This is a genomic window from Leucobacter rhizosphaerae (assembly GCF_022919175.1).
In the GTDB taxonomy this organism is placed as follows: Bacteria; Actinomycetota; Actinomycetes; order Actinomycetales; family Microbacteriaceae; genus Leucobacter; species Leucobacter rhizosphaerae.
Genome location: NZ_CP095043.1, coordinates 1,899,337 through 1,922,552, shown reverse-complemented (window position 1 = coordinate 1,922,552; position 23,216 = coordinate 1,899,337). Strand labels below are relative to the sequence as shown.

General features: G+C 70.4%; 20 protein-coding genes. 10 read left to right on the top strand and 10 right to left on the bottom strand.

Features of this window, described 5'->3' with window-relative positions; translation table 11 throughout:
* Positions 1 to 30: 30 nt before the first annotated feature.
* Complete coding sequence (gene paaA / locus MUN76_RS08850) at positions 31 to 990, bottom strand: 1,2-phenylacetyl-CoA epoxidase subunit PaaA (RefSeq protein ID WP_244684018.1); 960 nt, start codon at positions 988 to 990, stop codon at positions 31 to 33.
* Positions 991 to 1,183: 193 nt separating this feature from the next.
* Between paaA and paaI the strand changes: the two genes are divergently transcribed.
* The 4 genes from paaI to MUN76_RS08830 all read left to right on the top strand — a co-directional run bounded on the left by paaI (position 1,184) and on the right by MUN76_RS08830 (position 4,372).
* Positions 1,184 to 1,654, top strand: a complete 471-nt coding sequence (gene paaI / locus MUN76_RS08845) for a hydroxyphenylacetyl-CoA thioesterase PaaI (protein ID WP_244684017.1) — start codon at positions 1,184 to 1,186, stop codon at positions 1,652 to 1,654.
* Between the two features lie 63 nt (positions 1,655 to 1,717).
* A complete protein-coding gene (gene paaK, locus MUN76_RS08840) occupies positions 1,718 to 3,022 on the top strand; it encodes a phenylacetate--CoA ligase PaaK (protein ID WP_244684016.1) in 1,305 nt (434 codons plus the stop codon).
* A 112-nt stretch (positions 3,023 to 3,134) separates the two neighbouring features.
* Positions 3,135 to 3,755, top strand: a complete 621-nt coding sequence (locus MUN76_RS08835) for a TetR/AcrR family transcriptional regulator (RefSeq protein ID WP_244684014.1) — start codon at positions 3,135 to 3,137, stop codon at positions 3,753 to 3,755.
* A 224-nt stretch (positions 3,756 to 3,979) separates the two neighbouring features.
* The gene (locus MUN76_RS08830; protein ID WP_244684013.1) at positions 3,980 to 4,372 is read left to right on the top strand and encodes a VOC family protein; all 393 of its coding nucleotides are present in this window, start codon (positions 3,980 to 3,982) and stop codon (positions 4,370 to 4,372) included.
* 176 nt (positions 4,373 to 4,548) lie between these two features.
* On the opposite strand, the gene paaZ is transcribed toward MUN76_RS08830, so the two are convergent.
* From paaZ to MUN76_RS08810, 4 genes are read right to left on the bottom strand one after another with little or no spacing between them, the layout of a single operon-like run.
* On the bottom strand, positions 4,549 to 6,591 hold the full coding sequence (gene paaZ / locus MUN76_RS08825; protein ID WP_244684012.1) for a phenylacetic acid degradation bifunctional protein PaaZ: 2,043 nt from the start codon (positions 6,589 to 6,591) through the stop codon (positions 4,549 to 4,551).
* A gap of 50 nt (positions 6,592 to 6,641) precedes the next feature.
* Complete coding sequence (locus tag MUN76_RS08820; RefSeq protein ID WP_244684011.1) at positions 6,642 to 7,520, bottom strand: 3-hydroxyacyl-CoA dehydrogenase family protein; 879 nt, start codon at positions 7,518 to 7,520, stop codon at positions 6,642 to 6,644.
* A complete protein-coding gene (locus tag MUN76_RS08815; RefSeq protein WP_244684010.1) occupies positions 7,517 to 8,281 on the bottom strand; it encodes an enoyl-CoA hydratase/isomerase family protein in 765 nt (254 codons plus the stop codon). The genes MUN76_RS08820 and MUN76_RS08815 overlap by 4 nt, the downstream gene beginning before the upstream one ends.
* Entirely contained in the window at positions 8,278 to 9,483 is a 1,206-nt protein-coding gene (locus MUN76_RS08810) for a thiolase family protein (protein ID WP_244684009.1), read from the bottom strand. Before MUN76_RS08810 ends, MUN76_RS08815 begins: the two co-directional genes overlap by 4 nt.
* A 271-nt stretch (positions 9,484 to 9,754) precedes the next feature.
* Between MUN76_RS08810 and MUN76_RS08805 the strand changes: the two genes are divergently transcribed.
* A complete protein-coding gene (locus MUN76_RS08805; RefSeq protein ID WP_244684008.1) occupies positions 9,755 to 11,092 on the top strand; it encodes an MFS transporter in 1,338 nt (445 codons plus the stop codon).
* Between the two features lie 299 nt (positions 11,093 to 11,391).
* Here MUN76_RS08805 and MUN76_RS08800 read toward each other — a convergent pair whose 3' ends face one another.
* From MUN76_RS08800 to pdhA, 3 genes are read right to left on the bottom strand one after another with little or no spacing between them, the layout of a single operon-like run.
* Entirely contained in the window at positions 11,392 to 12,876 is a 1,485-nt protein-coding gene (locus MUN76_RS08800; RefSeq protein WP_244684007.1) for a dihydrolipoamide acetyltransferase family protein, read from the bottom strand.
* Between the two features lie 4 nt (positions 12,877 to 12,880).
* On the bottom strand, positions 12,881 to 13,951 hold the full coding sequence (locus MUN76_RS08795) for an alpha-ketoacid dehydrogenase subunit beta (RefSeq protein WP_429953363.1): 1,071 nt from the start codon (positions 13,949 to 13,951) through the stop codon (positions 12,881 to 12,883).
* An 11-nt stretch (positions 13,952 to 13,962) separates the two neighbouring features.
* A complete protein-coding gene (gene pdhA, locus MUN76_RS08790) occupies positions 13,963 to 15,057 on the bottom strand; it encodes a pyruvate dehydrogenase (acetyl-transferring) E1 component subunit alpha (RefSeq protein WP_244684006.1) in 1,095 nt (364 codons plus the stop codon).
* A 176-nt stretch (positions 15,058 to 15,233) separates the two neighbouring features.
* Between pdhA and MUN76_RS08785 the strand changes: the two genes are divergently transcribed.
* Both MUN76_RS08785 and MUN76_RS08780 read left to right on the top strand, forming a co-directional pair.
* Positions 15,234 to 15,689: an Lrp/AsnC family transcriptional regulator gene (locus MUN76_RS08785; RefSeq protein WP_244684004.1), complete on the top strand. Its 456-nt coding sequence runs from the start codon at positions 15,234 to 15,236 to the stop codon at positions 15,687 to 15,689.
* A 159-nt stretch (positions 15,690 to 15,848) separates the two neighbouring features.
* On the top strand, positions 15,849 to 16,814 hold the full coding sequence (locus MUN76_RS08780; RefSeq protein ID WP_244688735.1) for a quinone oxidoreductase family protein: 966 nt from the start codon (positions 15,849 to 15,851) through the stop codon (positions 16,812 to 16,814).
* 92 nt (positions 16,815 to 16,906) lie between these two features.
* Here the strand turns inward: MUN76_RS08780 and lplAB are convergent, their stop codons facing one another.
* Positions 16,907 to 17,956: a lipoate-protein ligase LplAB gene (gene lplAB / locus MUN76_RS08775; protein ID WP_244688733.1), complete on the bottom strand. Its 1,050-nt coding sequence runs from the start codon at positions 17,954 to 17,956 to the stop codon at positions 16,907 to 16,909.
* A gap of 44 nt (positions 17,957 to 18,000) precedes the next feature.
* On the bottom strand, positions 18,001 to 18,633 hold the full coding sequence (locus MUN76_RS08770; RefSeq protein WP_244684003.1) for a TetR/AcrR family transcriptional regulator: 633 nt from the start codon (positions 18,631 to 18,633) through the stop codon (positions 18,001 to 18,003).
* A gap of 218 nt (positions 18,634 to 18,851) precedes the next feature.
* Here MUN76_RS08770 and MUN76_RS08765 point away from each other — a divergent pair, with 218 nt between their 5' ends.
* Genes MUN76_RS08765 through MUN76_RS08755 form a run of 3 tightly spaced genes read left to right on the top strand, consistent with a single transcriptional unit; the run spans position 18,852 to position 23,184 of the window.
* Positions 18,852 to 20,507 carry an amidohydrolase gene (locus MUN76_RS08765; protein WP_244684001.1) on the top strand — a complete coding sequence of 552 codons (1,656 nt, stop codon included), beginning with the start codon at positions 18,852 to 18,854 and terminating at the stop codon, positions 20,505 to 20,507.
* Positions 20,504 to 22,003 carry an APC family permease gene (locus tag MUN76_RS08760; protein WP_244683999.1) on the top strand — a complete coding sequence of 500 codons (1,500 nt, stop codon included), beginning with the start codon at positions 20,504 to 20,506 and terminating at the stop codon, positions 22,001 to 22,003. Before MUN76_RS08765 ends, MUN76_RS08760 begins: the two co-directional genes overlap by 4 nt.
* On the top strand, positions 22,000 to 23,184 hold the full coding sequence (locus tag MUN76_RS08755) for a M24 family metallopeptidase (RefSeq protein WP_244683997.1): 1,185 nt from the start codon (positions 22,000 to 22,002) through the stop codon (positions 23,182 to 23,184). Before MUN76_RS08760 ends, MUN76_RS08755 begins: the two co-directional genes overlap by 4 nt.
* Positions 23,185 to 23,216 lie beyond the last annotated feature (32 nt).

Genomic DNA, 23,216 nt, shown 5'->3' with positions numbered 1-23,216 from the left:
GTGTGGTGTGCAGTCGGTGGATCGAGCGGGCTAGGCCGCGAAGCGGCTGCGCTCGCGCTCCTTGCGGGCGTACTCGACCGCGGCCTCGCGCACCCAGGCGCCGTTCTCGTGGGCCTCGCGACGGTTGCGCAGGCGGTCGGTGTTCGCGGGACCGCGGCCGTCGAGGATCTGCGTGAACTCGTCCCAGTCGATCTTCCCCGTGATCCACTGGCCCGTCTCCTCGTCGTAGCGCAGATCCTTGTCGGGGCACTCGAGCCCGAGCGCCTCGAACTGCGGCACGCACATGCCGACGAAGCGCTGACGCAGCTCGTCGTTGGAGAAGCGCTTGATCTTCCACTGGATCGACTGCGCGGAGTTGGGGGAGGCGTCGTCGCTCGGGCCGAACATCATGAGCGAGGGCCAGTACCAGCGGTTCACCGCGTCCTGCGCCATCTGCTTCTGCTCGGGGGTGCCGTGCGAGAGTTCGTAGAGGATCTCGAAGCCCTGCCGCTGGTGGAAGGACTCCTCCTTGCAGATCCGGACCATCGCGCGGCCGTACGGGCCGTATGAGGCGCGGCAGAGGGGCACCTGGTTGCAGATCGCGGCACCGTCGACGAGCCAGCCGATCGCGCCCATGTCGGCCCAGCTGGGGGTGTGGTAGTTGAAGATGGAGGAGTAGCGCGCCCGACCCTCGATGAGGGCGTCCGTCATCTCCTCGCGGGTGATTCCGAGCGTCTGCGCCGCGGAGTAGAGGTAGAGCCCGTGGCCCGCCTCGTCCTGCACTTTGGCGATGAGGATCGCCTTGCGCTTGAGGCTCGGGGCGCGGGTGATCCAGTTGGCCTCGGGCTGCATGCCGATGATCTCGGAGTGGGCGTGCTGCGAGATCTGCCGGATCAGCGACTTCCGGTACTTCTCCGGCATCCAGTCGCGCGGCTCGATGCGCTGGTCCGCCTCGATGAGTGCGTCGAAGTGGGCCTGCTGCTCGGCCTCGGTGGGGGTCGTCGTCGACATCTGCTGCCTCCTTGCGTCAGGGTCGGGCGGGATCGCTCTCCCGATGCGCGGGAAAGAAGTGGTAGAGTCTCGGTGGGGCAATTACTTACCGACCATTCAGTTAGTATACGCACACTCGAACCCGAAGGCAACGTACCCTCGGAGGGCATCCCTCTCGGGGTCGCCTCGATCCGGACAACGCAATGGAGCGCACATGAGTTCACCGACGAACCCGAACCCGACGATCGGCATCGAAGACCGCATCGCCCTCGATCCGACGTGGTCGGCCACGGCTATGCTCCGCACCGACACCGCGAAAACCGCGTTCGGGATCCGCATCGACGAGCTCGAACGGGGCCGATCCGTGCTCACGATGCCGATCCGCGACGACATGGTCAACGGGTTCGGGATCACGCACGGCGGCATGGTGTTCACCCTTGCCGACACCGCGTTCGCGTACGCCTGCAATGAGGGGGAGAACGCCGTGGTCGCGTCCGGTGTCGACATCACCTTCACGCGCGCGAGCCGCGCCGGCGACACGCTGACCGCCACCGCCGAGCGGCGCTGGCTCTCCGGCCGCAACGGCCTCTACGACATCACCGTGACGGATCAGGCGGGTCAGGTGATCGCCGAGTTCCGCGGGCGATCCTTCGCCACGAACCGCCCCATCCCCACCGAGGTGTAGGCCCTGCGCCCGCGCCCCTCCCACGTCACCGCCGCACACCCCGATCCCGAAACGAGGGAAGCCATGTCCCACACCACGCAACTCACTGCCGAGTCCGGTCTCCACGACGCCGAGCGTCTCAGCCGAGACGAGCTCGAGGCCCTCCAGCTCGAGCGACTGCAATGGACTGTGCGCCATGCGTATGAGAACGTGCCGTTCTACCGTCAGAAGTTCGACGCGGCGGGAGTCCACCCCGACGACATCCGCGCGCTCTCCGACATCGAGCGGCTGCCGTTCACGACCAAGGACGATCTGCGCCAGAACTACCCCTTCGGCCTCTTCGCGGTGCCGATGGACCAGGTGCGCAGGATCCACGCGTCCTCCGGCACCACCGGTCGCCTCACGGTGGTCGGCTACACGGACCAGGACCTGGAGAACTGGGCCGACCTCATCGCCCGCTCCCTCTACGCCTCCGGGGTGCGGCCGGGATGGAAGGTGCACAACGCCTACGGCTACGGCCTCTTCACGGGCGGCCTCGGGGCCCACGCCGGCATCGAGCGGCTCGGCTGCACGGTGATCCCGATGTCGGGCGGGCAGACCGAGAAGCAGGTGCAGCTCATCAACGACTTCCAGCCCGACGCCATCATGTGCACCCCGAGCTACCTGCTGACGATCGCGGACGCGTTCGAGGCGGCGGGCCTCGATCCCCGCGCGTCGAGCCTGAAGGTCGCGATCTGCGGGGCGGAGCCGTGGACCGAGGCGATGCGGCACGAGATCGAGGCGCGTCTCGACCTCAAGGCCGTCGACATCTACGGCCTGTCCGAGATGATGGGCCCGGGCGTCGGCAACGAGTGCGTCGAGACCCAGGACGGCCCCCACATCTGGGAGGATCACTTCCTCCCGGAGATCATCGACGACGAGCTGCGCCAGGTCGCGGACGGCGAGCAGGGCGAGCTCGTCTTCACGACGCTCACCAAGGAGGCGTTCCCGATGATCCGGTATCGGACGCGGGATCTCACCTCGCTGCTGCCCGGCACCGCGCGCCCGGCTCACCGCCGCATCGCGAAGATCACCGGTCGCAACGACGACATGATCATCCTGCGCGGCGTGAACCTCTTCCCGACCCAGATCGAGGAGATCGTGTGCGAGATCCCGGCCCTCTCGACCCACTTCATCCTGGAGCTCACGAAGCGGGGCACGATGGATCACCTCACCGTCAAGGTCGAGGCGCGCGAGGGGGCGAGCGATGCGGAGGCCGCGGACGGGCTGCGGCTCATGCAGAAGCGGATCAAGGATCGGGCCGGCACGACGCTCGGCGCCGAGCTGGTCGACCACGGCACGCTGCCCCGCTCCGAGGGCAAGCTCAAGCGGCTGTACGACCTGCGCTGATGCCAACCCGGGCCGGGTGCGCTCCCGAGGTCCTGCGCTACATTGGATCGAGCGGGGAACCCCGCGCGAAATCGGACGGCCCGTCGGGCGTGAAGGTGGGAGTGCACACCTGATGGAGAGCAGCATCGAGGCGCCCCGCCGCGGCCGGCCCGGGCACGATCAGAACAGCATGCTCGAGGTCATCGTGCAGGTGTTCACCGACCACGGCTACGATGCGTCCTCCCTCGGCATGATCGCGAGCCGTCTCGGCCTCTCGAAGTCGGCGGTCTACCACCACTTCGCCTCGAAGGCGGAGATGCTGGAGATCGCCCTCGAGCGCGCCCTCGGCGAGCTCGAGCGCGTGTTCGACGATGCCGAGGCGCAGGGGGGCGACGCGGTCGCCCGGATCCGCTACATCGTGCGCGAAGCGGTACTCGTCGCGTGCGCGCAGCAGCCCTACCTGATCCTGCTGCTGCGTCTGCACGGCAACTCGGAGGTCGAGCTGCGGGCGCTCGAGCGGCGGCGCGTGCTCACGGCCCGGCTGCGCGAGACGTTCCGGGCGGCGCGCGCAGAGGGCTCCCTGCGCGACGACCTCGACCCCGGCCTCGCCGCGCGCTTCACCTTCGGCCTCGTGAACTCGCTCGTCGAGTGGTACCGGCCCGACGGTCCGACGCCGCCGCAGGCGCTCGCCCAGGCCGTGCTGTCGTACGTGCGCTCGGGTCTCCGCGTGAACGAGACCACCGACTTCCGCTAGGGATGGGCTCGCGACGGGCCGTGCCCGCCGAGCTGCCCTCACCCGCCGAGCTGCCGTCACCCGCTGAGCTGCCGTCACCCGCTGAGCTGCCACCGTTCTGCTGACCTGCCACCGTTTCGGCGCCGAACCGATGGCAGGTGGGCGAGACGGTGGCAGGTCGGCGCGAGGGTCGACGAGGGACTCGAACGGTTGACCGTGTTCGAGGCCGCGAGTAGGTTCAAGGCATGTTCGATCACGTAGGGATCCAGGTCACCGATGTCTCCGCCTCGGCCGTTGCGCTCGCCGCAGCGTTGCAGCCGATCGGGCTGGTCGAAAGCCAGCGGTTCGAGACTCCGGCCGGACCGGTGGTGGCGTTTGCCGATGCCAGTCGGCCGGAGCTTCCGTACTTCTGGCTGAGCGGGGGCACGGCGACGGATCCGCGGCACGAGTCCCACCTCGCGTTTCAGGCGGGCAGTCGCGCCGAGGTCGACGCGGTCGGAGCTGCGGCCGCGGCCACCGGGCTCGAGATCCTGCACGAGCCGCGCCTCTGGCCCGAGTACCACGAGCACTACTACGGCGTCTTCTTCCGCGATCTCGACGGCAACAACCTCGAGGCCGTCTCGCACCGCCCGGAGTAGTCGCGGGTCGAGTTGCCGCGGCTTCACCGAGCGTTCGTGCTCCGCCGATCCGCCACGAACGCGCCGACCTGCCACTCTTCTGCTGACCTGCCACCGTATCGACGCCGAACCGATGGCAGCTCGGCGAGACGGTGGCAGGTCGGCGGATCCCAAGTGGAACTCGGGCCCGGCCGCCCCTACTCCGCGGCGGCGAGCTCCGGCGTCTTCGATACGAGCGTCAGCACATCGTAGGTCGCGACGATCTCGTCGTTCTGGTTCGTGAGCACCGCGTCCCAGTGCACCTCGCCGTACTCGTCGGTCTCGCGCGGGATGATCTGCTTCGCCGTGAGAGCGACTCGCACGCGGTCGCCCGGCGACACGGGGGTGATGAAGCGCAGGTTCTCGAGACCGTAGTTCGCGAGCACCGGCCCTGGCTCGGGGGAGACGAACAGACCCGCGGCGAACGACAGCAGCAGGTAACCGTGCGCCACGCGCCCCGGGAAGAACGGGTTCGCCGCGGCGGCCTCCTCGTCGGTGTGCGCGTAGAACGTGTCCCCCGTGAACTCGGCGAAGTGGCTGATGTCGTCGAGGGTGATCTCGCGCTCCTCCGACACGACGCGGTCGCCGATGCGGAGATCCTGCAGCGACTTGCGGAACGGGTGGGTGTCGTCGCGCGTCGAGGCGCCGGCGTGCCAGACGCCGGTAATCGCGGTCAGCATTTCCGGGCTGCCCTGGATTGCGGTGCGCTGCATGTAGTGGAACACGCTCCGCACGCCGCCGAGCTCCTCCCCGCCGCCCGCGCGGCCGGGGCCGCCGTGCACGAGGTTCGGCAGGGGCGAGCCGTGCCCGGTGGAGCTGCGCGCGTCGGTGCGGTCGAGCACCAGCATGCGGCCGTTCGCCGAGGCGACGGATCGGGTGAGGCCCGCGACGAACGCGGGATCCGCCGACGCGACACTCGTGACGAGCGAGCCGCCGCCGCGCACGACGAGCGCCGCGGCCTGCTCGGGCGAGGCGTAGGTGATCACGGAGGACACGGGCCCGAACGCCTCGGTGTCGTGCACCCGAGCGGCCTCGGGGTCGTCGAAGCGCAGCAGGATCGGGGAGAGGAACGCGGTGTCCTCGCCGGGGGTCTGCCCCTCGCCGAGCACGATGCGGCCGCCGCCCTCGACGAGCTTCGCGACCTGCCGCAGCACCTCGTCGCGCTGCTCCACCGAGGCGAGCGACCCCATGGTCACGCCCTCCTCGCGCGGATCACCGACGACGACCTTGGTCGCGATGCGATCCCGCACGGCCTCGACGAGCGCGTCGGCCTGCTCAGCCGGCACGATCGCGCGCCGGATCGCCGTGCACTTCTGACCCGCCTTGGTGGTCATCTCGGTGACGAGCTGGCGCACGTACGCGTCGAACTCGGGGGTGCCGGGCACCGCATCGGGGCCGAGCACCGAGGCGTTGATGGAGTCGGTCTCCGCGCCGAAGATCACCCCGCCGGTCTGCACCGCGTCGTGGCGGCGGAGCGCGTCGGCGGTCGAGGCCGATCCGGTGAACGCGACCACGTCGCCGAGGCGGGCGTGGTCGAAGACGTCGCGCACCGATCCCGCGACGAACTGCAGGGATCCCTCGGGCAGCAGGCCCGACTCGAGCATGATCCGCACCATCTGCTCGGCGAGGTACGCGCCGGGGGTCGCCGGCTTGATGATCGTCGGCATGCCCGCGAGGAACGCGGGGGCGAACTTCTCGAGCGCACCCCAGACGGGGAAGTTGAAGGCGTTGATCTGCACGACGACGCCCGGCAGCGTGGTGCGGATGTGGCGACCGAGGAACGTGCCGTCCTTCGACAGCGGCTCCACGGGGCCGTCGAGCTGCACCTTCGCGTTCGGCAGCTCGCGGCGGCCCTTGCCGGAGTAGGTGAAGAGCACACCGATGCCGCCGTCGATGTCGACCCAGGAGTCGGCCTTCGTGGCGCCGGTCCGGGTGGAGAGGGCGTAGAGCTCCTGCTTGCGCTCGGTGAGCGCGAGGGCGAGCTGCTTCAGGATCACCGCGCGCTGGTGGAAGGTGAGGGCGCCGAGGCCGCGCTGGCCGACGGTGCGGGCGTGGTCCATCGCGGCGGCGAGGTCGAGCCCGGCGCTCGAGACCGTCGCGACGGCCTCGCCGGAGACGGCATCGCGCACCTCGGTGCCCGAGGTGTCATCGGCCGGGCTCCACCAGGCATCCTGGACGTAGCTCTGCAGTGTGCGTGTCATGGTGACTCCTTTGAAACGTGTCGGTGGGGTGCTGGCGGGCCGCTGGCCGCTCAGCTCCAGTCGTAGAAGCCCTGGCCGCTCTTGCGCCCGAGCTTGCCCTCGGCCACCATGTCGCGCAGCAGCTGGGGCGGGGTGAAGTTCGGTCCGAGATCCCGCTCGAGCTGCTCGGCGATCCCGAGCCGCACGTCGAGCCCGACGATGTCGGTGGTCTTGAGGGGGCCGGAGGGATGCCGGTAGCCGAGTTCCATCGCGAGGTCGATGTCCTGCGGACTCGCGACACCCTGCTCGACCATGCGGATCGCCTCGAGCGCGAGGGCGACGCCGAGGCGGCTCGAGGCGAAGCCGGGGGCGTCGGCGACCGTGATCGGGGTCTTGCCCAGGGCGCGCACCCAGCCGGCGGCGACCTCGGGCAGCGCGGGGTCGGTGAGCTCGCACACGACGACCTCGATGAGCGCCGACGCGGGCACCGGGTTGAAGAAGTGCAGTCCGATGAAGCGCTCCGGCCGGTCGAGCGCCTCGGCGAGCTGCGAGAGCGGGATCGAGGACGTGTTCGACGCGATGACCGCGTCGCCCGGGAGCTGCTGCTCGATGGCCGTGAGCGCCTCGAGCTTGAGGTCGAGCGACTCGGGCACGGCCTCGATGACGAGCCGGCACGCGCCGAACGCGGTGACGTCGATCGCCACGGTGAGCGCCTGCTTCAGCTGGGCCGCGTCGCCGTCGAACCCCCGGGTGATCGATGCGTCGATGCTCGCCTCGATGCGCTCGCGGGCGGCATCCGCCGACGCGACGTCGCGCTCGACCACCACGACGTAGGCGCCTGCGAGCAGGAAGGCGTGCGCGATCCCGCCGCCCATGCGGCCGCCACCGAGCACCCCGACGCGGGAGGGCACGGTGTCGGATGCCGGAGCGGGGAGCGGTGTGCTCGTCATTTCGCCTGCTTTCGCTCGAGGAACTCGGTCATGCGCCGGATCTTCTCCGGGCTCTCGAAGAGGATGGCCTGTTCGGCGAGGTCGATCTGCGGGTGGGCGTCGCGCGGCGCGCGCAGCACCCGTTTCGACGCCTGCGTGGCTGCCGGATCGAGCTTCGCGATCCGCCCGGCGATCTTCTCCGCGGCCGCGAGGGCCGCGTCGCCGTCGTCGTGCAGGTGGGTGATGAGCCCGGCTGCGAGCGACTCGTCGGCGTCGAGGATCCGGCCCGCGAGCAGGATCTCGGCCGCGAGCGGCTCGCCGACGAGTTCGCGCAGGCGCCAGGTCGCCCCGGCCGCGGCGATGATGCCGAGCCCCGTCTCGGGGTTGCCGATCTTGAGGGTGCCCGTGCCGATCCGGATGTCGGCCGCATACGCCAGCTCGGCGCCGCCGCCGAGGGCGTAGCCGTCGAGCACCGCGATGACAGGCATGGGCAGTGCGCTGATCCGCATGAACGCCCGGGTGTTGATGCCCGCGCGCGCGTCGGCCGCGCGGCGATCCCGCAGCTGGGCGATGTCCGCGCCGGCCGCGAAGGTGCCGCCCTCGCCGCGGAGCACGAGGGTTTGCGGCGAGGCCTCGAGGCGCGCGCAGAGCTCGTGCAGCGCGTCGATGAGGTCCTGGTCGATGGCGTTGCGTTTCTCCGGGCGGTCGAGTGTCGCGAGCAGGTGCGTGCCGCGATCCTCGATCCGCAGCGGCGAGGTCGCGGCGGACTCTGCGGCGCTCACGCGTCGATCCGTTCAATGATCGTGGCGGTGCCCTGGCCGACGCCGACGCACATGGTGGCGAGGCCGTAGCGCGAGCCCTCGCGCTCCATGCGGCCGAGAAGGGTGACGAGGAGGCGGGATCCCGACGAGCCGAGCGGGTGGCCGAGGGCGATCGCGCCGCCGTCCGCGTTCACGATGGCGGGATCGAGGCCGAGACGGCGGATCGACGCGAGCGACTGCGAGGCGAAGGCCTCGTTGATCTCGACGGAGCCGAGGTCGCCGATCGTCAGGCCCGCGCGTGCGAGGGCCTTCTCGGTGGCGGGCACCGGGCCGAGCCCCATGATCTCGGGGGCGAGGGCGGCGGAGACACTCGTGACGATGCGGGCGCGCGGGGTGAGTCCGTGCCGCTCGACGGCCTCGGCGCTCGCGACGAGCAGCGCGCTCGCGCCGTCGTTGAGGGACGACGCATTGCCCGCGGTGACGACCGAGCCGCCCGCGACGACGGGGCGGAGGCCGGCGAGCACCTCGGGGGTGGTGCCGGGGCGGGGGCCCTCGTCGGTGTCGACGAGCTGGGTCTTGCCGCGGCCGAGCGGGGCCTCGACCGGCACGATCTCATCGGCGAAGCGGCCGGCCTCGATCGCGGCGATCGCGCGGCGGTGGCTCTCAGCGGCGAACGCGTCAGCGTCGTCCCGGGAGATGCCGTCGACTCGGGCGACCTCTTCCGCCGTCTCGGGCATGGAGAAGGTGGCCTTCTCGCGCCGCAGGAACTCGGGGTTGGTGAAGCGCCAGCCGATCGAGGTGTCGAACTGGTCACCCGGCTTGGCCCAGGCCTTGCTCGGCTTCGCCTGCACCCAGGGCGCGCGGGTCATCGACTCCACCCCGCCCGCGAGGATCACGTCGGCGTCGCCCGCGCGGATCGCCTGCGCGGCGTTCGCGACGGCCGTCATGCCCGAGGCGCAGAGTCGATTCACGGTGTAGCCGGGGAGGGCGTCCGGGAGGCCCGCGAGCAGGGTCGCCATGCGTGCGACGTTGCGGTTGTCCTCGCCCGCCTGGTTCGCGGCGCCGAGGATCACCTCGTCGATGGCGTCGGCCGCGATCCCGGTGCGCTCGACCAGGGCGCGGAGCACGATCGCCGCGAGGTCGTCGGGCCGGACGTTCGCGAGTGCGCCACCGTATCGGCCGACCGGCGTGCGCACGCCACCTACGAGAAATGCCTCTGTCACGTGTGTTGACCTCTCTGTCCACGCCGACCACTCGATTTAATGACTGATCGTTCGGTAATTATTTCAGGATAGACGGGACGCCGGGCTCGCGCAAACGGCTGCTCCTGGGAGCGGAGTATTGCGAGAGTGGAGGATCTCCGCGCTGATCGCAAGAGTGGAGCAGCGCAAGGTGGTGTGCGAAGGCGCGAGCGTCATGTAGGCTCGAATACTGGCCGAGCGGTCGGTTAGTTATTCTGGACCGCGCAACCAACGATCGAACAACGGAGTTCTCATGTCAGTCACTGCAGACCGCAGAACCGAACAACGCAAGGTGCTCGCCGGCACCGTGGTCGGGACCACCATCGAGTGGTACGACTTCTTCATCTACGCGCAGGCGGCCGGGGCGGTCTTCGCCACGCTGTACTTCGCTCCCGCGGGCGAGACCATCGGTCAGATCGTGGCGTGGGCCTCGCTCGGCATCTCGTTCCTCTTCCGCCCGCTCGGCGCGATCGTGGCCGGGCACCTCGGCGACCGCCTCGGACGCAAGCGCATGCTGGTGCTGACGCTGATCCTCATGGGCCTCGCCACGGCGCTCATCGGGATCCTGCCGACGTACGCCCAGATCGGCGTCGCGGCCCCCGTGCTGCTCGTGCTGCTGCGCGTGCTGCAGGGCTTCTCCGCGGGCGGCGAGTGGGGCGGTGCCGCGCTCATGTCCGTGGAGCACGCGCCGGTCAACAAGCGCGGCTTCTTCGGGGCGTACCCGCAGATCGGCGTGCCGCTCGGCATGATCCTCGCGACCGCCACGATGTACGTCATCACGACGACCCTCACCGAGGAGCAGTTCCTGTCCTGGGGCTGGCGCATCCCGTTCCTGTTCTCGATCGTGCTGATCTTCGTCGGGTACTTCATCCGCCGCGCGGTCGAGGAGTCGCCCGTGTTCAAGGAGCTGCAGGAACGCAAGGGCGAGTCCGCCGCACCCCTCAAGACCCTGTTCGCGAAGAACGCGAAAGAGGTCATCCTCGCCGCGCTCATCTTCATCGCGAACAACGCGGCCGGGTATCTGCTCATCGCCTTCTTCTCGGCGTACGCGTCGCGTCCGGTAGAGGAGGGCGGTCTCGGCCTCGAGCGTCCGCCGGTGCTCCTCGCGACGACCCTCGCGTCGTTCGGCTGGCTCGCGTTCACGCTCTACGGCGGGTTCATCTCGGACAAGATCGGGCGCGTGCGCACCTTCCAGATCGGCTACGTGCTGCTCGGGATCTGGGCCATCCCGATGTGGTTCCTGATCGATACCGGCGACATCGTCATGTACTTCATCGCGCTGTTCGTGATGACGATCGGTCTGGGGCTCTCCTACGGTCCGCAGGCGGCGCTGTATTCGGAGATGTTCCCCGCGGACATCCGCTACTCGGGCGTCTCGATCGGCTACGCGATCGGTGCCATCTTCGGCGGGGCGTTCGCGCCGCTGATTGCGGACCTGGTGTTTAAGTCGACCGGGGCGTCCTGGACGATCGGCCTCTACATCCTGGGCGTCACGATCGTCTCGCTGATCGCCGTCTCGGTGGTCAAGGAGACGAAGGGCGCACCCCTCAACACGCGCTCCAACGATGTGGTGGCCGCGCCCGCGGAGTAGCGCGTCGCGCGGACCGCGCGGGATCTGCGGGCGGGCACCTCCGGGTGCCCGCCCGCACGCGTGTTGCGAGGTTCTCGGTGCGCGTATCTCGCGCGGCTCCGTGCGCGTATCGCGCGCTCGGAGCGTGTGTTGCGCGCTCGGTCGCTTGCGGGGTCACTTGGGTGGGGTGCTGGTGTCGAAACACCCCCCGCAAGTGACCCCGAAACTGGAGACGTGGACCTGATGACGTGGAACTGGAGCCCCCGACCGAAGCCAGCGAGCCGCTGTGCTCCCGAAGCTCCGGCGACCCGGGATCCCGATCAGACCCGCGGGTACGCCCGCAGCGGGTGCTCGAGCAGGTCCACGATCGTGCGCAGGAACCCTGCCGCATACCCGCCGTCGCACACCCGGTGGTCGAACACCAGCGAGAGCTGCGCGATGCGGCGGGCGACGATCCGGCCGTCGACGACCCAGGGCCGCTCCAGCACACGACCGATCCCGAGCAGCGCCACCTCGGGGTGGTTGATGATCGCGGCGGAGCCGTCGACCCCGAAGCCGCCGTAGTTGTTGAGCGTGAACGTCGAATCGCGCAACTGCTCCGGGGGCGTGCGGCCCTCGCGGGCGACGCGGCTGAGTTCGCGCAGGTCGCCGTCGAGCTCGGCGACCGTGCGATGCTCGGCGCGATGGATCACCGGCACCATCAGCCCGCGCGGCGTGTCCACGGCGATGCCGAGGCTCGTGCCGTCGAACACGGTGATCTCGTCGCCGCGATCGTTGAGGCGCGAGGCGAGCAACGGGTACTCCTGCAGCGCGAGCAGCGTGAAGCGCGCGAAGAGCGCCGTGAGGGACGGCGGCCGCTCGCCGGGCACCGCCATCTGGGGGCGCAGCTCCCACAGCTCGGTCAGGTCGACATCGACCCACACCGTCGCCTCGGGGATCTCGGCGCGGCTCTGGCTGAGCTTCGCGCTCACCGCCTTTCGCAGCGGAGTGAAGGGTTCGGTGCGGAGCACGCGCAGTGGGCCGGTCGCGCGCGGCGCGGCCGACGAGGCGTTCGATTCGGGATCGGGTGCCGGCGTACGCGAGGCAGCGCCGGACGTCGACGCCTCGGCCGCGCGGAGCACGTCGGCTCGGGTCACTGCCCCGTCGTGACCGGTCGGGGTGACAGATCGAGGATCGATCCCGAGCTCGCGCGCGAGGCGCCGCACGATGGGCGAGCGCACCGCGACGGGGCCGGTCGACGGCGCGGAGTGCGAGGCTGCTGCGATCCCCGCGGCTGCATCGACCGCTGCGACCGCTGCGGATGCCGCCTCCCCGGCCTCGGGGGCGGCCTGCGCGATGCCCGAAGCATCGCCGCGCCGACGACGGCGCCCCTTCGCGGGGCCCGCACCGGTGCCGTACCCGATGAGCACGTTGCCGGATCCGGCCTGCTCCTCCTGGCGGTAGGCCTCGTGCTCGGCGGATGCAGCGGATCCCGTGGCGGCCGATCCGGAATCTGCTGACGCGTCGCGCGATCCGGAGACACCCACGGCACTCGTGTCAGCCGCCGCGGCCGCACCGGCGTCGGCACCGGATCCGACCTCGATCACGGGGGCGCCGGTCAGAATCGACGCGCCCTCCTCGCCGTGGAGCGCCAGCACGATGCCCGCGTAGGGGGACGGCAGCTCGACGATGCTCTTGGCCGTCTCGACCTCGGCGATCGCCTGGTCGACCGCGATGGTGTCGCCGACCGCGACCATCCAGCGGACGAGCGCCGCCTCAGTGAGTCCCTCGCCGAGATCGGGCAAATGGAAGACCTGTGGTGACATGGGCTCAGCCCTCCCAGTGCAGCGAGTCGACGGCATCGAGCACACGATCCACGTCGGGGAGGTACCAGTGCTCGAACTTCGGTGAGGCGAACGGAGTGTCGAACCCCGTGACGCGGCGCACGGGCGCCTCGAGGACCTCGAAGCACTGCTCGAACACGCGGGCCTGGATCTCGGACGCGACACTCGCGAACCCGGGCGCCTCGGCGATCACGACCGCCCGCCCGGTGCCGCGGACCGCGTTCGACACGGTCTCATCATCGAACGGCGTGAGGGTACGGACGTCGACGACCTGGGCGCTGCGCCCCTCGGCCGCCAGCGCCTCGGCCGCCTCCAGGGCGACCGCGACCGACGGTCCGTAGCTGATGAGCGTCACGTCACTGCCCTCGCGCACGACACTCGCACGTCGCAGATCCGCGGTGATCGAGGTGTCGACGACGCCCTTCGACCAGTAAAGCTTCTTCGGCTCCATGAAGATGACGGGATCCGGCGACGCGATCGCCGCGCGCAGCAGGGAGTAGGCGTCCTGCGGGTTCGACGGGGAGACGACCGTGAGGCCCGGGGTGTGCGCGTAGTACGCCTCGGAGGAGTCGCAGTGGTGCTCGACGCCGCCGATCCCGCCCCCGAAGGGGATCCGGATCACCATCGGCATGCGCACGTCGCCGCGCGTGCGGTTGCCGAGCTTTGCCACGTGGCTCACCACTTGCTCGAACGCGGGGAGCGCAAAGGCGTCGAACTGCATCTCGACGACCGGGATCAGCCCGTTCATCGCCATGCCGACGGCGGTGCCGACGATCCCGGACTCCGCGAGCGGGGTGTCGAAGCAGCGGCGCTCGCCGAAGCGGGCCGTCAGCCCGTCGGTGATGCGGAACACGCCGCCGAGCGCCCCCACGTCCTCGCCGAACACGAGCACCCGTTCGTCCTCGGCCAGCGCGTCGGCGAGGGCGCGGTTCAGTGCGGCGGCCATCGTCATGGTCTCGACGACGTGCTCGGCGGTGGAGGCGGTTCCGGGTGCATCGATTCCGGATCCCGCAGCGGCGTCGCCGCCCCGGGTCTCGGTGCGCGGGTGTCGGTCCATCGTCGCGGTGCTCATGCGCCCGCCTCCGTCCGTTCGATCTCGTCGTGGAGCAGCTCCCACTGCGCCTCGAGCGACGCGGGCCTCTCGGCGAACACGTGCGCGAAGAGCTCCTGCGGGTCCAGCTCGGGATCGGCGTTCATCGCCGCCCGCAGCTCCGCCGCGATCCCCTCGGCCTCCTCGGTCATCGCGGCCTCGGCTGCGTCATCGAGCAGCTCCTCCGCGCGGAGGTAGGTGCGGACGCGGCTCAGCGGATCCCGCGCCACCCACGCCTGCACCTCGTCGCGCTCGCGGTAGCGGGTGTCGTCGTCCGCGTTCGTGTGGGCGAGCATGCGGTAGGTGTGCGCCTCGACGAGGGTCGGCCCGTCACCGCGTCGGCCACGGTCGACCGCCTCCTGGAGCACCGCGAGCAGCGCCGCGACGTCGTTGCCGTCGACGCGCCGACCGGGCATGCCGTAGCCGATGGCCTTGTGCGCGAGCGACGGCGCGGCCGTCTGACGCGAGAGCGGGACGGAGATCGCGAACTCGTTGTTCTGCACGAAGAAGACGACCGGCAGCTTGAACACGGCCGCGAAGTTCATGGCCTCGTGGAAGTCGCCCTCGCTGGTCGCGCCGTCGCCGCACATCGCGAGCACCACGGTCGGCTCGCCCCGGAGCATCGCCGCGTGGGCGAAACCGACCGCGTGGAGCAGCTGGGTGGCGAGCGGAGTCGACTGCGGAGCGACGCCGAACGCGTGCGGGTTGTAGCCCGAGTGCCAGTCGCCGCGCAGCAGCACCATCGCGTCCTCGGGGGCGACCCCGCGGGCGATCACCGAGACGGAGTCGCGATAGGTCGGGAAGAGCCAGTCGCCCTCGGCCAGCGCGAGGGCGGCCGCCACCTGGCAGGCCTCCTGCCCGTTCGACGAGGGGTAGACCGCGAGACGGCCTTGGCGCACGAGCGCGTTGCACTGGTCGTTGATGCGACGGCCGTTGACGAGCGAGGCGTAGGCCTGCTGCAGTCGCTCGGCCGAGGGGAGCGCGTAGTCGGGATCGGGGGTCGCGGTGCCGTGCTCGTCGATCAGTTGCACGGGGGTGTCGCGCGGCAGCAGACTGGTGTCTGGAGTGGACACGATTCCTCCTCGAATCTTGAACCGGCCTCGACCGGGCAAAGCGATATGCCGACAATCTTGCCCCTGCAGCGGACAGTTGCCATTCAGAATCGTGGATTTCTGTATATTTGTACCGATAAGTTGAAAAAGTGTGGACGATTGCCGTGGCATCGTCCGCGAAGTGCGAGGAGGCACCCGTGACCGTCGATGAGATCGATCGCGCCATTCTCGACGTGCTGCGCGACGACGCGCGGGTGTCGATGACGGCGCTGGCCGAAGCCGTGCACATCTCCCGGGCGGGGGCGCACGCGCGGGTGAAGCGGCTCGTGGACTCCGGTGTCATCGTGAACTTCACCGTGCGCACCGATCCCGTGCGGTCCGGAGCGCACGCGTCGGCGTACGTGACCCTGCTGATCGATCAGACGGGGTGGCAGGAGGTGCGATCCCGGCTGGGAGAGATCGAGGAGGTGGAGCACGTCGCGCTCGTCGGCGGCGACTTCGACGTGCTGCTGCTCGTGCGCGCGAGCGACAACAGCCACCTGCGGCGGGTCGTGCTCGAGGACATCCAGTCGATCCCGTGGGTGCGCAATACCCGCACGATCCTCATCTTCGAGGACTTCCCGGGGGGTGCGGCGCCGGCGCTCGACGGGTGAGCTGCACGGGGTGCGGGATCGCGGGGGCCTCAGATTCCGCGGGGCTCAGACGCCGCCGGCGACGCGCTTCCATCGTCCCGGATCGTCGCTCGCACCGCCAGGGGCCGCCGACACGAACGGCAATCTTCAGCGCGTGTCCGTGGTCGGTCGTAGGCTCGAATCATGCGAGCGATCATTGCGAATGAGGCCGGTGGCCCCGAGGTCCTGACGATCCAGGAGACGGCGTCGCCGGCCCCCGGTCCCGGCGAACTGCTCATTGCGACGGCGGCCGTGGGCGTCAACTTCATCGAGACGTACCAGCGATCGGGGCTCTACCGCGTCCCGTTCCCGTTCACGCCGGGCGCCGAGGCATCGGGCACCGTGCTCGCCGTCGGCGAGGGGGTGACCGGGGTCGAGGTCGGTACGCTCGTCACCACCGCCGAGGGTCGGGCGAGCTACGCCGAGCAGTTCGTCGTGCCCGCGGCCGCCGCGGTGGCGGTGCCTGCCGGCATCACCGCCGAGGTCGCTGCCGCGCTGCCGCTCCAGGGGCTCACCGCGCACTATCTCGCCACGTCCGCCGCTCGCCCGGAAGCCGGCGACACGGTGCTGGTCCACGCGGGCGCCGGCGGCGTCGGGCTGCTCCTCACGCAGTTGCTCACCGCGCGCGGCGTGCGGGTGCTGACCACCGTGTCGACCCCCGAGAAGCGCGAGCTCAGTCTCGCGGCGGGCGCGGCCGAGGCGCTCGACTACGCGGGCTTCGCCGAGCGGGCCCGGGAGCTGACGGACGGGGCAGGGGTCGACGTCGTGTACGACGGGGTCGGCACAGACACGTTCGACGACTCGCTCCGCGCGCTCCGGGTGCGCGGCGCACTGGTGCTCTTCGGCGGTGCGAGCGGACCGGTGCCGCCGTTCGACCTGCAGCGGCTCAACGCCGGCGGCTCGCTCTCCGTCACCCGCCCGTCGCTCGGTCACTTCCTCCGCACTCCTGAGGAGCGCGCCTGGCGGTACGGCGAGCTCTTCGCGGCGATCGACGAGGGCGCGCTCGACCTGCGCATCGGCGCGCGATTCCCGCTCGCGGAAGCCGCCGACGCGCACCGCGCGCTCGAGGGGCGCGGTACCACCGGGAAGGTGATTCTCACGCTGTAGGGCGAGCACGGCAGCGAGTGGTCCGTCGGGCCCCAGCGCTGCGCGCGATCCACCGGACCCAGCCGGAGCCGTGACCCGCCCGATCCCGAACCCTACGGCACGCGCCGGATCCACTCCTCGGTGAGGAACTTCTGCTCGACGAGCCGCTCCGCCGCGTCCCACTCGCCCTCGGTGACCTCACCGGCCACCCCGCCGTGGCGCTGCTGGAACACCTCGACCATTTTCTCGATGATCGCCTCGCGCGAGAGGCCGGTCTGGCTGCGCAGCGGATCGACGCGCTTCTGCGCGCTCGCGGTGCCCTTGTCGGAGAGCTTCTCGCGTCCGATCCGCAGCACCTGCGTCATCGCCTCGGCGTCCATGTCGTAGGCCATCGTGACGTGGTGCAGCACGGCCCCGGATCCGAGCCGCTTCTGCGCCGCGCCGCCGATCTTGCCGATCGGACTCGTAATGTCGTTCAGCGGCTTGTAGACGGCGTCGATCCCGAGCGCCTTCAGGGCCTCGAGCACCCACTCATCGAGGTAGGCGTAGGAGTCCGCGAAGCTCATGCCGCGCACGAGTTCGCCCGGCACGTACAACGCGTACGTGATGCACGCCGCGGGCTCCATGAACATGGCGCCGCCGCCCGAGATCCGGCGCACGATCTGCGCGCCGTGCGCGGCCGCCTGCTCCTCGTCGACCTCGTTCCGCACCGACTGGAAGCTGCCGATGAACACCGCGGGCGCGTTCCACTCCCAGATGCGGAGCGTCGGGCCGCGCAGCCCCTCGCCGACAGCCGCCGTCAGCACTTCGTCGAGGGCCGCGTTGAGCACGGGGGAGACCGGGGGCTCGTGCAGGATCTGCCAGTCGTAGTCGCGCCAGTGCGCGGCGCCGGTGATCGCGCGCCGGATCGCCACCCCCACCGACTCCGGGGTGAATCCGAGCAGGTGCACCTCGCTCGGCAGGGCCTCGTGGATCGCCGACCCGAACTCCTCGATGGTGCCGTTCGGGTTGAGCCCCTCGACGGCTGCGTTGATGCACTCGAGGGCGTCGTCGGGTTCGAGGAAGAAGTCGCCCGAAAGCCGGAAGCTCTCGATCCGGCCATCGGCGACCTCGAAATCGACGACGACCAGCTTGCCGCCCGGGACCTTGTACTCTCCGTGCATGCTCATACCCTCAGGGTACGCCGAAGTGGGGAGTCGCGGGAGTCTCAGGCGGTCGCCGCGGCGTCGGAGCGCACGCGCGCGAGCCGCCCGCGGAGCCCCTCGATGAGCGCGTCGACCCCGAGGTCGAAAGTGTGCTGGGCGCGCAGGATATCGACTTCGCGCCCACCGAGGAGGGATCGCAGCGTGGGGTAGTCGTCGCCGTCCACGGGCTGCACCATCTGCACGGGCGCCACGAGGTCGAGCACGGATCCCATGACGAAGCTCTCGACGACGGTGAAGACCGGGATGATCTCCTCGCGCGGCCACCCGACTGCGAGCAGCGCCTCGGCGATGGTCTCGTACTGGGCGAGCAACTCGGGCGCCTGCACCGGGTTCGTCGTCAGGAGCGGGATCGTCTCGGGGTGCTTCACGAACGCGTTCGCGTAGGAGCGGGCCCACTCGGCGAGCGCCGCGTCCCACGGCGCGTCGGCGAACGCCTCGCAACTGATCTCGGCGACCACCCGCGAGCGCACGCGCTCGATGATGTACTGCTTGCTCGGCACGTGGCTGTAGAGCGAGGGGGTGCTGATGCCGAGTCGCTTCGCGAGCTTCGCGAGGGTGAACGTGCCCGACGGCTCGTCGTGGATCAGCGCGAGCGCGGCCTCGATGATCCGCTCCTCGGTGACGTGCTGGCGCACAGCCCTGGCCTTCGTCGGCTTCATCTGCTCCCTGTCGCCTCGCTGGTGTGCCTCCACGCTAGCACCGAAATCCGGGCCCTCGATCGTAATACCTAACAATATTTGGAAAAGCTAATCCTGTTAGGTAAAGTGATCCGCACATCGACACTGCGGGGCGAAGAGCACCGCAGTTCGCACGTCGTCCATGAACACCACACCGACGAGAGGGACCGCCCGCAATGGAGCAGACGAGACGATTGCTGACGGGCTCCCGCCTGTGGACGGGCGACGCGTTCGAGCGCGGCGACCTCCTGGTCGAGGGGTCCCGGATCGCCGCGATCCTGCCCCCGGGGTCTTCGCGGCCCGAGCTCCCGGCCCACGCTGTCGTCGACGTCCACGACCGCACGATCCTGCCGGGGTTCGTCGACGCCCACGCGCACCCGTTGATCGGGGGAACGGAGCTCGCGGGCGCCCCCGTCCGAGCGGCCGAGAGTGTGGCCGATGCCGTCCGGATCGTCGCCGACTACGCCGAGCAGCACCCGGAGGCGCCGTGGATCGTGGGTGAGGGCTTCGACCTCAGCATCGACCCCACGGGCACCTACCTCGCCGCCGACCTCGACCGCGTCGTGCCGGATCGCCCGGTCGTGCTGCGGTCGAGCGACATCCACACGGTCTGGGCGAACCGACTCGCCCTGCGCGCTGCTGGGCTCACCGCCGACACCCCCGATCCGGCCGACGGCATCATCGAGCGCGACGCCGACGGCACCCCCTCGGGCACGCTCCGCGAGTGGGGCGCGTTCATGCCCGTGCTGCGAACGATCCCGCCGCGCTCCGAGGCAGAGGTCACCGACGCGCTGCTCCGCGGCCTGGGGATCCTGAGCGCCGAGGGCGTCACGGCGGTGCAGGACGCGTGGGTGGAGCTCGACGATGTCGACGCCTATCTCGCCGCCGCCGAGCGCGGGCTCCCCGTCCGCCTCAACCTCGCCCTGCGCGCCGTGCCCGGGGAGTGGCGCGCGCACCTCGCCGACTACCGTGAGGCGCGCGAGCGCATCGATGCCCTCGGCTCGCCCGACCTTTCGGCCCGCACCATCAAATTCTTCGCCGACGGCATCATCGAGGGTGGAACGGCGCACGTGAGCGAGCCCTACCACGGCGGCTCCTGCTGCGGCGTCCCCGCCTGGGACGCGGCCGAGCTCGCGGAGGCCGCCGTGGCCTTCGACGCGCTGGGGTTCCAGCTGCACATCCACGCCATCGGCGACGCGGGCCTCACGAGCGCACTCGACGCCATCGAGGCCGCGACGGACGCACATGGCGCGCGGGATCGACGACCGGTGATCGCCCACGCGCAGCTGGTCGCGCCGAACGATCTCGCGAGACTCGTCGCCGCCGACGTCACGGTCGCTGTGCAGCCCTACTGGGCGAAGCTCGACGCGGTCGTCCGTCGGCTGACGAACGGCCGCCTGCAGGGGCCCCGCGAGGAACGCCAGTACCCCTTCCGCACGCTCGCGGAGGCCGGCGTGCGGCTCGCCTCGTCGAGCGACTTCCCCATCACGACGCCGAGTCCGCTGCAGGCCCTCGGCGTCGGCATGAGCCGGGAGGTGGCGGGAGACCTCGCCCGCTCCTGGCTCCCGGAGGAACGCCTGTCGCTCGCGGCCGCGATCACCGCTGCCACGACCGGGGCCGCCTACACGCAGTTCGCCGACGACCGGCTCGGCCGGCTGGTCGCCGGTGCCCCCGCCGACTTCGCGATCGTCTCCGGGCTCCCCGCGCACCCCGAGCCGGCCGACTTCCTCACCGCCCGCGTCGAGGCGACCTGGCGCAACGGCACCCCCGTGCTCCACCGTTCGACCCCGCCCACCACCGCCCCCCAGGTACTCGAAGGAGAGTCACGATGACCGCAGTCAGCAGCACCGAGCGTTCCGAATCCCCACCGACCGAGACGGGGGTGATGAAGCGCGAGTTCACCCTGTGGTCCGCGTTCTCCCTCGCGTTCGTCTTCGTCTCGCCCATCGTCGCGATGTACGGCATCTTCGGCCTCGGCCTCTCGACCGTCGGCCCCGCCTTCTGGTGGGGATGGGTCGTCACGCTCGCGGGCCAGCTCACGGTCGCGATCACCCTCGGGGTGCTGGCCTCCCGCTGGCCGCTCGCCGGCGGCGTCTACCAGTGGTCGCGGCGCCTGATCGGTCCGCGCTACGGGTGGTTCGCGGGCTGGGCGTACACCTGGGCGCTGCTCATCGCCCTGAGCTCGGTGGCCTACTCGGGCGCCGTGTTCGTCGCGATCCTCTTCGGGCTCGACGCCACCTCTCCGAGCACGCTCGTGATGCTGGCGGTCGCGCTCCTCGTTCTCACGACCGTCGTGAACATCGCCGGGCGGAAGGTCGTGAAGATCGTGGCCACCGCCTGCATCGTCGCGGAGGTCGTCGGGTCGATCGGGGTCGCCGTGTACCTGCTGATCTTCGGCCGGTACCAGGATCCGTCGATCCTCACCGAGGGGCTGCAGTCCGAGCCGGGCACCCCGCTCATGATGACTCCGTTCGTCTTCCTCGTCGCGATCGCCGGCTGGTCGTTCCTCGGCTTCGAGAGCGCGAGCAGCATCGCCGAAGAAGTGAAGAACCCGAAGCACGCCGTGCCGCGCGCGATCGTGTTCTCGCTGCTCGGTGTGGGCGCCGTGATCCTGTTCACGAGCTTCGCCATCATCCTGGCGATCCCGAATCTCGCCGACATCCTGGCCGCGTCCGAGGGCGATCCCATCATCGCCGTGCTCGCGTACCACTTCCCCCCGGTGGTCGTCGACGCGATCCTCGCGATGTTCGTCATCGCGTTCCTCGCGAGCCTCGTCGGGATCCAGGCCGCGGTGTCGCGCCTCGTGTGGGCGAACGCCCGCGAGAACGAGCTGCCGGCTGCCGGCTGGCTGAAGCGACTCCGCGGGGCCGGCGGGTTGCCCTCGAACGCGATCCTGCTCACCGGGGCCGTCTCGATCATCGCGCTGCTCCTGCTGCAGAACGAGTACGTCAACACCCTGCTCGTCGCCTTCACGACGGTCGGGTTCTACGTCGCCTTCGCGTTCCCCGTCGTCGGGCTGGCGGTCGCCAAGATCCGCGGTACCTGGCGCCCGACCGAGCGACTCTTCATGGGGCGGATCGGCACCGTGATGTCGTGGGTGGCGCTGGTGTGGCTCGCGCTGGAGATTACCAACGTGCTGTGGCCGCGCGAGGCCGCGGACCTCTGGCTGATCAATGCCGCACCGCTCATCGCGTCGGTCGCCGTCGCGGTGGTCGGTGCGTTCGTGTACCGGTGGTCTCCAGTGGGCCGTGGCAGGGTCGAATCGTCGCTCGTGCTGAACGCCCGCACCAGCGCGGCCCCCGTCGTCGAGGAAGAAGGAACCCAGTGAACGCCCTGTACCGCTGGCCCGCAACGGACGCCACCGAACTGCACCGCGCGAGGTTCGCGCGCGTCGAGGAGACGATGCGCGCGCAGCGCGTCGATGCGCTTCTGCTCGTCGGGCCCGATCACATCCGCTACGCGACCGACTTCCGCGCGCACCTGACGAACGAGTCCGAGTGGTTCGCCGCGCTCGTATGGAGGGACGGCACGGCGCAGGTCTTCCTCCCGTACATCGACGAGACGATCACCGCCCCGTACCCGGAGCTGCCCTGGGTGACCGAGGTGATCCCGGTCGCATCGTGGTCCGCCGCCACGGCGAACCCGAAGACGTGGGTGCGCGCGGTCGGCGGTGCGATCGCCGCAGGGGGCAGCCGCCTGAGGATCGGCGTCGACTCGGTCGACCACGGGCTGCTGAGCGGCCTCGCGGAGCACACGTCGGGGGTCGAGTTCGTCGCGGTCGGCACGGAGCTCCACCGGATCCGCCGCGAGAAGCACCCCATCGAGGTCACACTGCTCGACGCGGTGTCGCGGGTCAACGCGGGTGCGATGGAGGCGGCGCTCGCCGCTGCGCGGGTCGGCGGGACCGATCACGACGTGCTGGCGGCGGCAATGGCCTTCCAACAGGCGGCGGGGGTGGAGTTCGTCACCCACTCGGTGTGCAACCTGCGCAACGGCACCGGGGACTGGTTCGCCGGCGGTCGGCGCTTCGCCGAGGGCGACCCGTTCTTCTTCGACATCGGCTGCTACGGCCCGGGCGGATACGCCTCGGACGCGGGGAGGACCGGGTTCGTCGGGGAGCCGCGCGAGGAGCACCTCGAGGCCTACGAGCATCTGCGCACCGCGCACCGGATCGCGCAGGAGCTCGCGGTCCCGGGAGCCCGCGCGTCGACCCTGCTCGCCGCCTGCAACGAGTACCTGGAGGGGCACGGGCTCGGCCGCACGCCGTACGCGATCGGCCACGGGGTGGGGCTGCGCATCTGCGAGCTGCCGACGCTCTTCTCGCCCGGGCTCATGGACGAGGACGTCACGCTCATCGAGGGCGAGGTCATCGCGCTCGAGCCGGAGACCACGGTGGTGGTCGACGGGATCGAGACCGTGCTGAAGATCGAGGACAACTTCGTGGTCGAGGCGCACGGGCTGCGGCAGCTCACGGTCGTGCCGGGGGCCGATGAGTTCGTCGCACACTGAGGCGGTGACGCGGTGGCCTCCTCAGCACTGGG

What these genes read in the sequence shown, in the direction of transcription:
- MUN76_RS08805 (WP_244684008.1), top strand. Translation starts at nt 9,755, where the DNA reads ATGTCAGTCACTGCAGACCGCAGAACCGAACAACGCAAGGTGCTCGCC.
- MUN76_RS08800 (WP_244684007.1), bottom strand. Translation starts at nt 12,876, where the DNA reads ATGTCACCACAGGTCTTCCATTTGCCCGATCTCGGCGAGGGACTCACT.
- lplAB (WP_244688733.1), bottom strand. Translation starts at nt 17,956, where the DNA reads ATGCACGGAGAGTACAAGGTCCCGGGCGGCAAGCTGGTCGTCGTCGAT.
- paaK (WP_244684016.1), top strand. Translation starts at nt 1,718, where the DNA reads ATGTCCCACACCACGCAACTCACTGCCGAGTCCGGTCTCCACGACGCC.
- MUN76_RS08765 (WP_244684001.1), top strand. Translation starts at nt 18,852, where the DNA reads ATGGAGCAGACGAGACGATTGCTGACGGGCTCCCGCCTGTGGACGGGC.
- MUN76_RS08760 (WP_244683999.1), top strand. Translation starts at nt 20,504, where the DNA reads ATGACCGCAGTCAGCAGCACCGAGCGTTCCGAATCCCCACCGACCGAG.
- MUN76_RS08820 (WP_244684011.1), bottom strand. Translation starts at nt 7,520, where the DNA reads ATGACGAGCACACCGCTCCCCGCTCCGGCATCCGACACCGTGCCCTCC.
- MUN76_RS08835 (WP_244684014.1), top strand. Translation starts at nt 3,135, where the DNA reads ATGGAGAGCAGCATCGAGGCGCCCCGCCGCGGCCGGCCCGGGCACGAT.
- MUN76_RS08795 (WP_429953363.1), bottom strand. Translation starts at nt 13,951, where the DNA reads ATGGACCGACACCCGCGCACCGAGACCCGGGGCGGCGACGCCGCTGCG.
- paaI (WP_244684017.1), top strand. Translation starts at nt 1,184, where the DNA reads ATGAGTTCACCGACGAACCCGAACCCGACGATCGGCATCGAAGACCGC.
- paaA (WP_244684018.1), bottom strand. Translation starts at nt 990, where the DNA reads ATGTCGACGACGACCCCCACCGAGGCCGAGCAGCAGGCCCACTTCGAC.
- paaZ (WP_244684012.1), bottom strand. Translation starts at nt 6,591, where the DNA reads ATGACACGCACACTGCAGAGCTACGTCCAGGATGCCTGGTGGAGCCCG.
- MUN76_RS08830 (WP_244684013.1), top strand. Translation starts at nt 3,980, where the DNA reads ATGTTCGATCACGTAGGGATCCAGGTCACCGATGTCTCCGCCTCGGCC.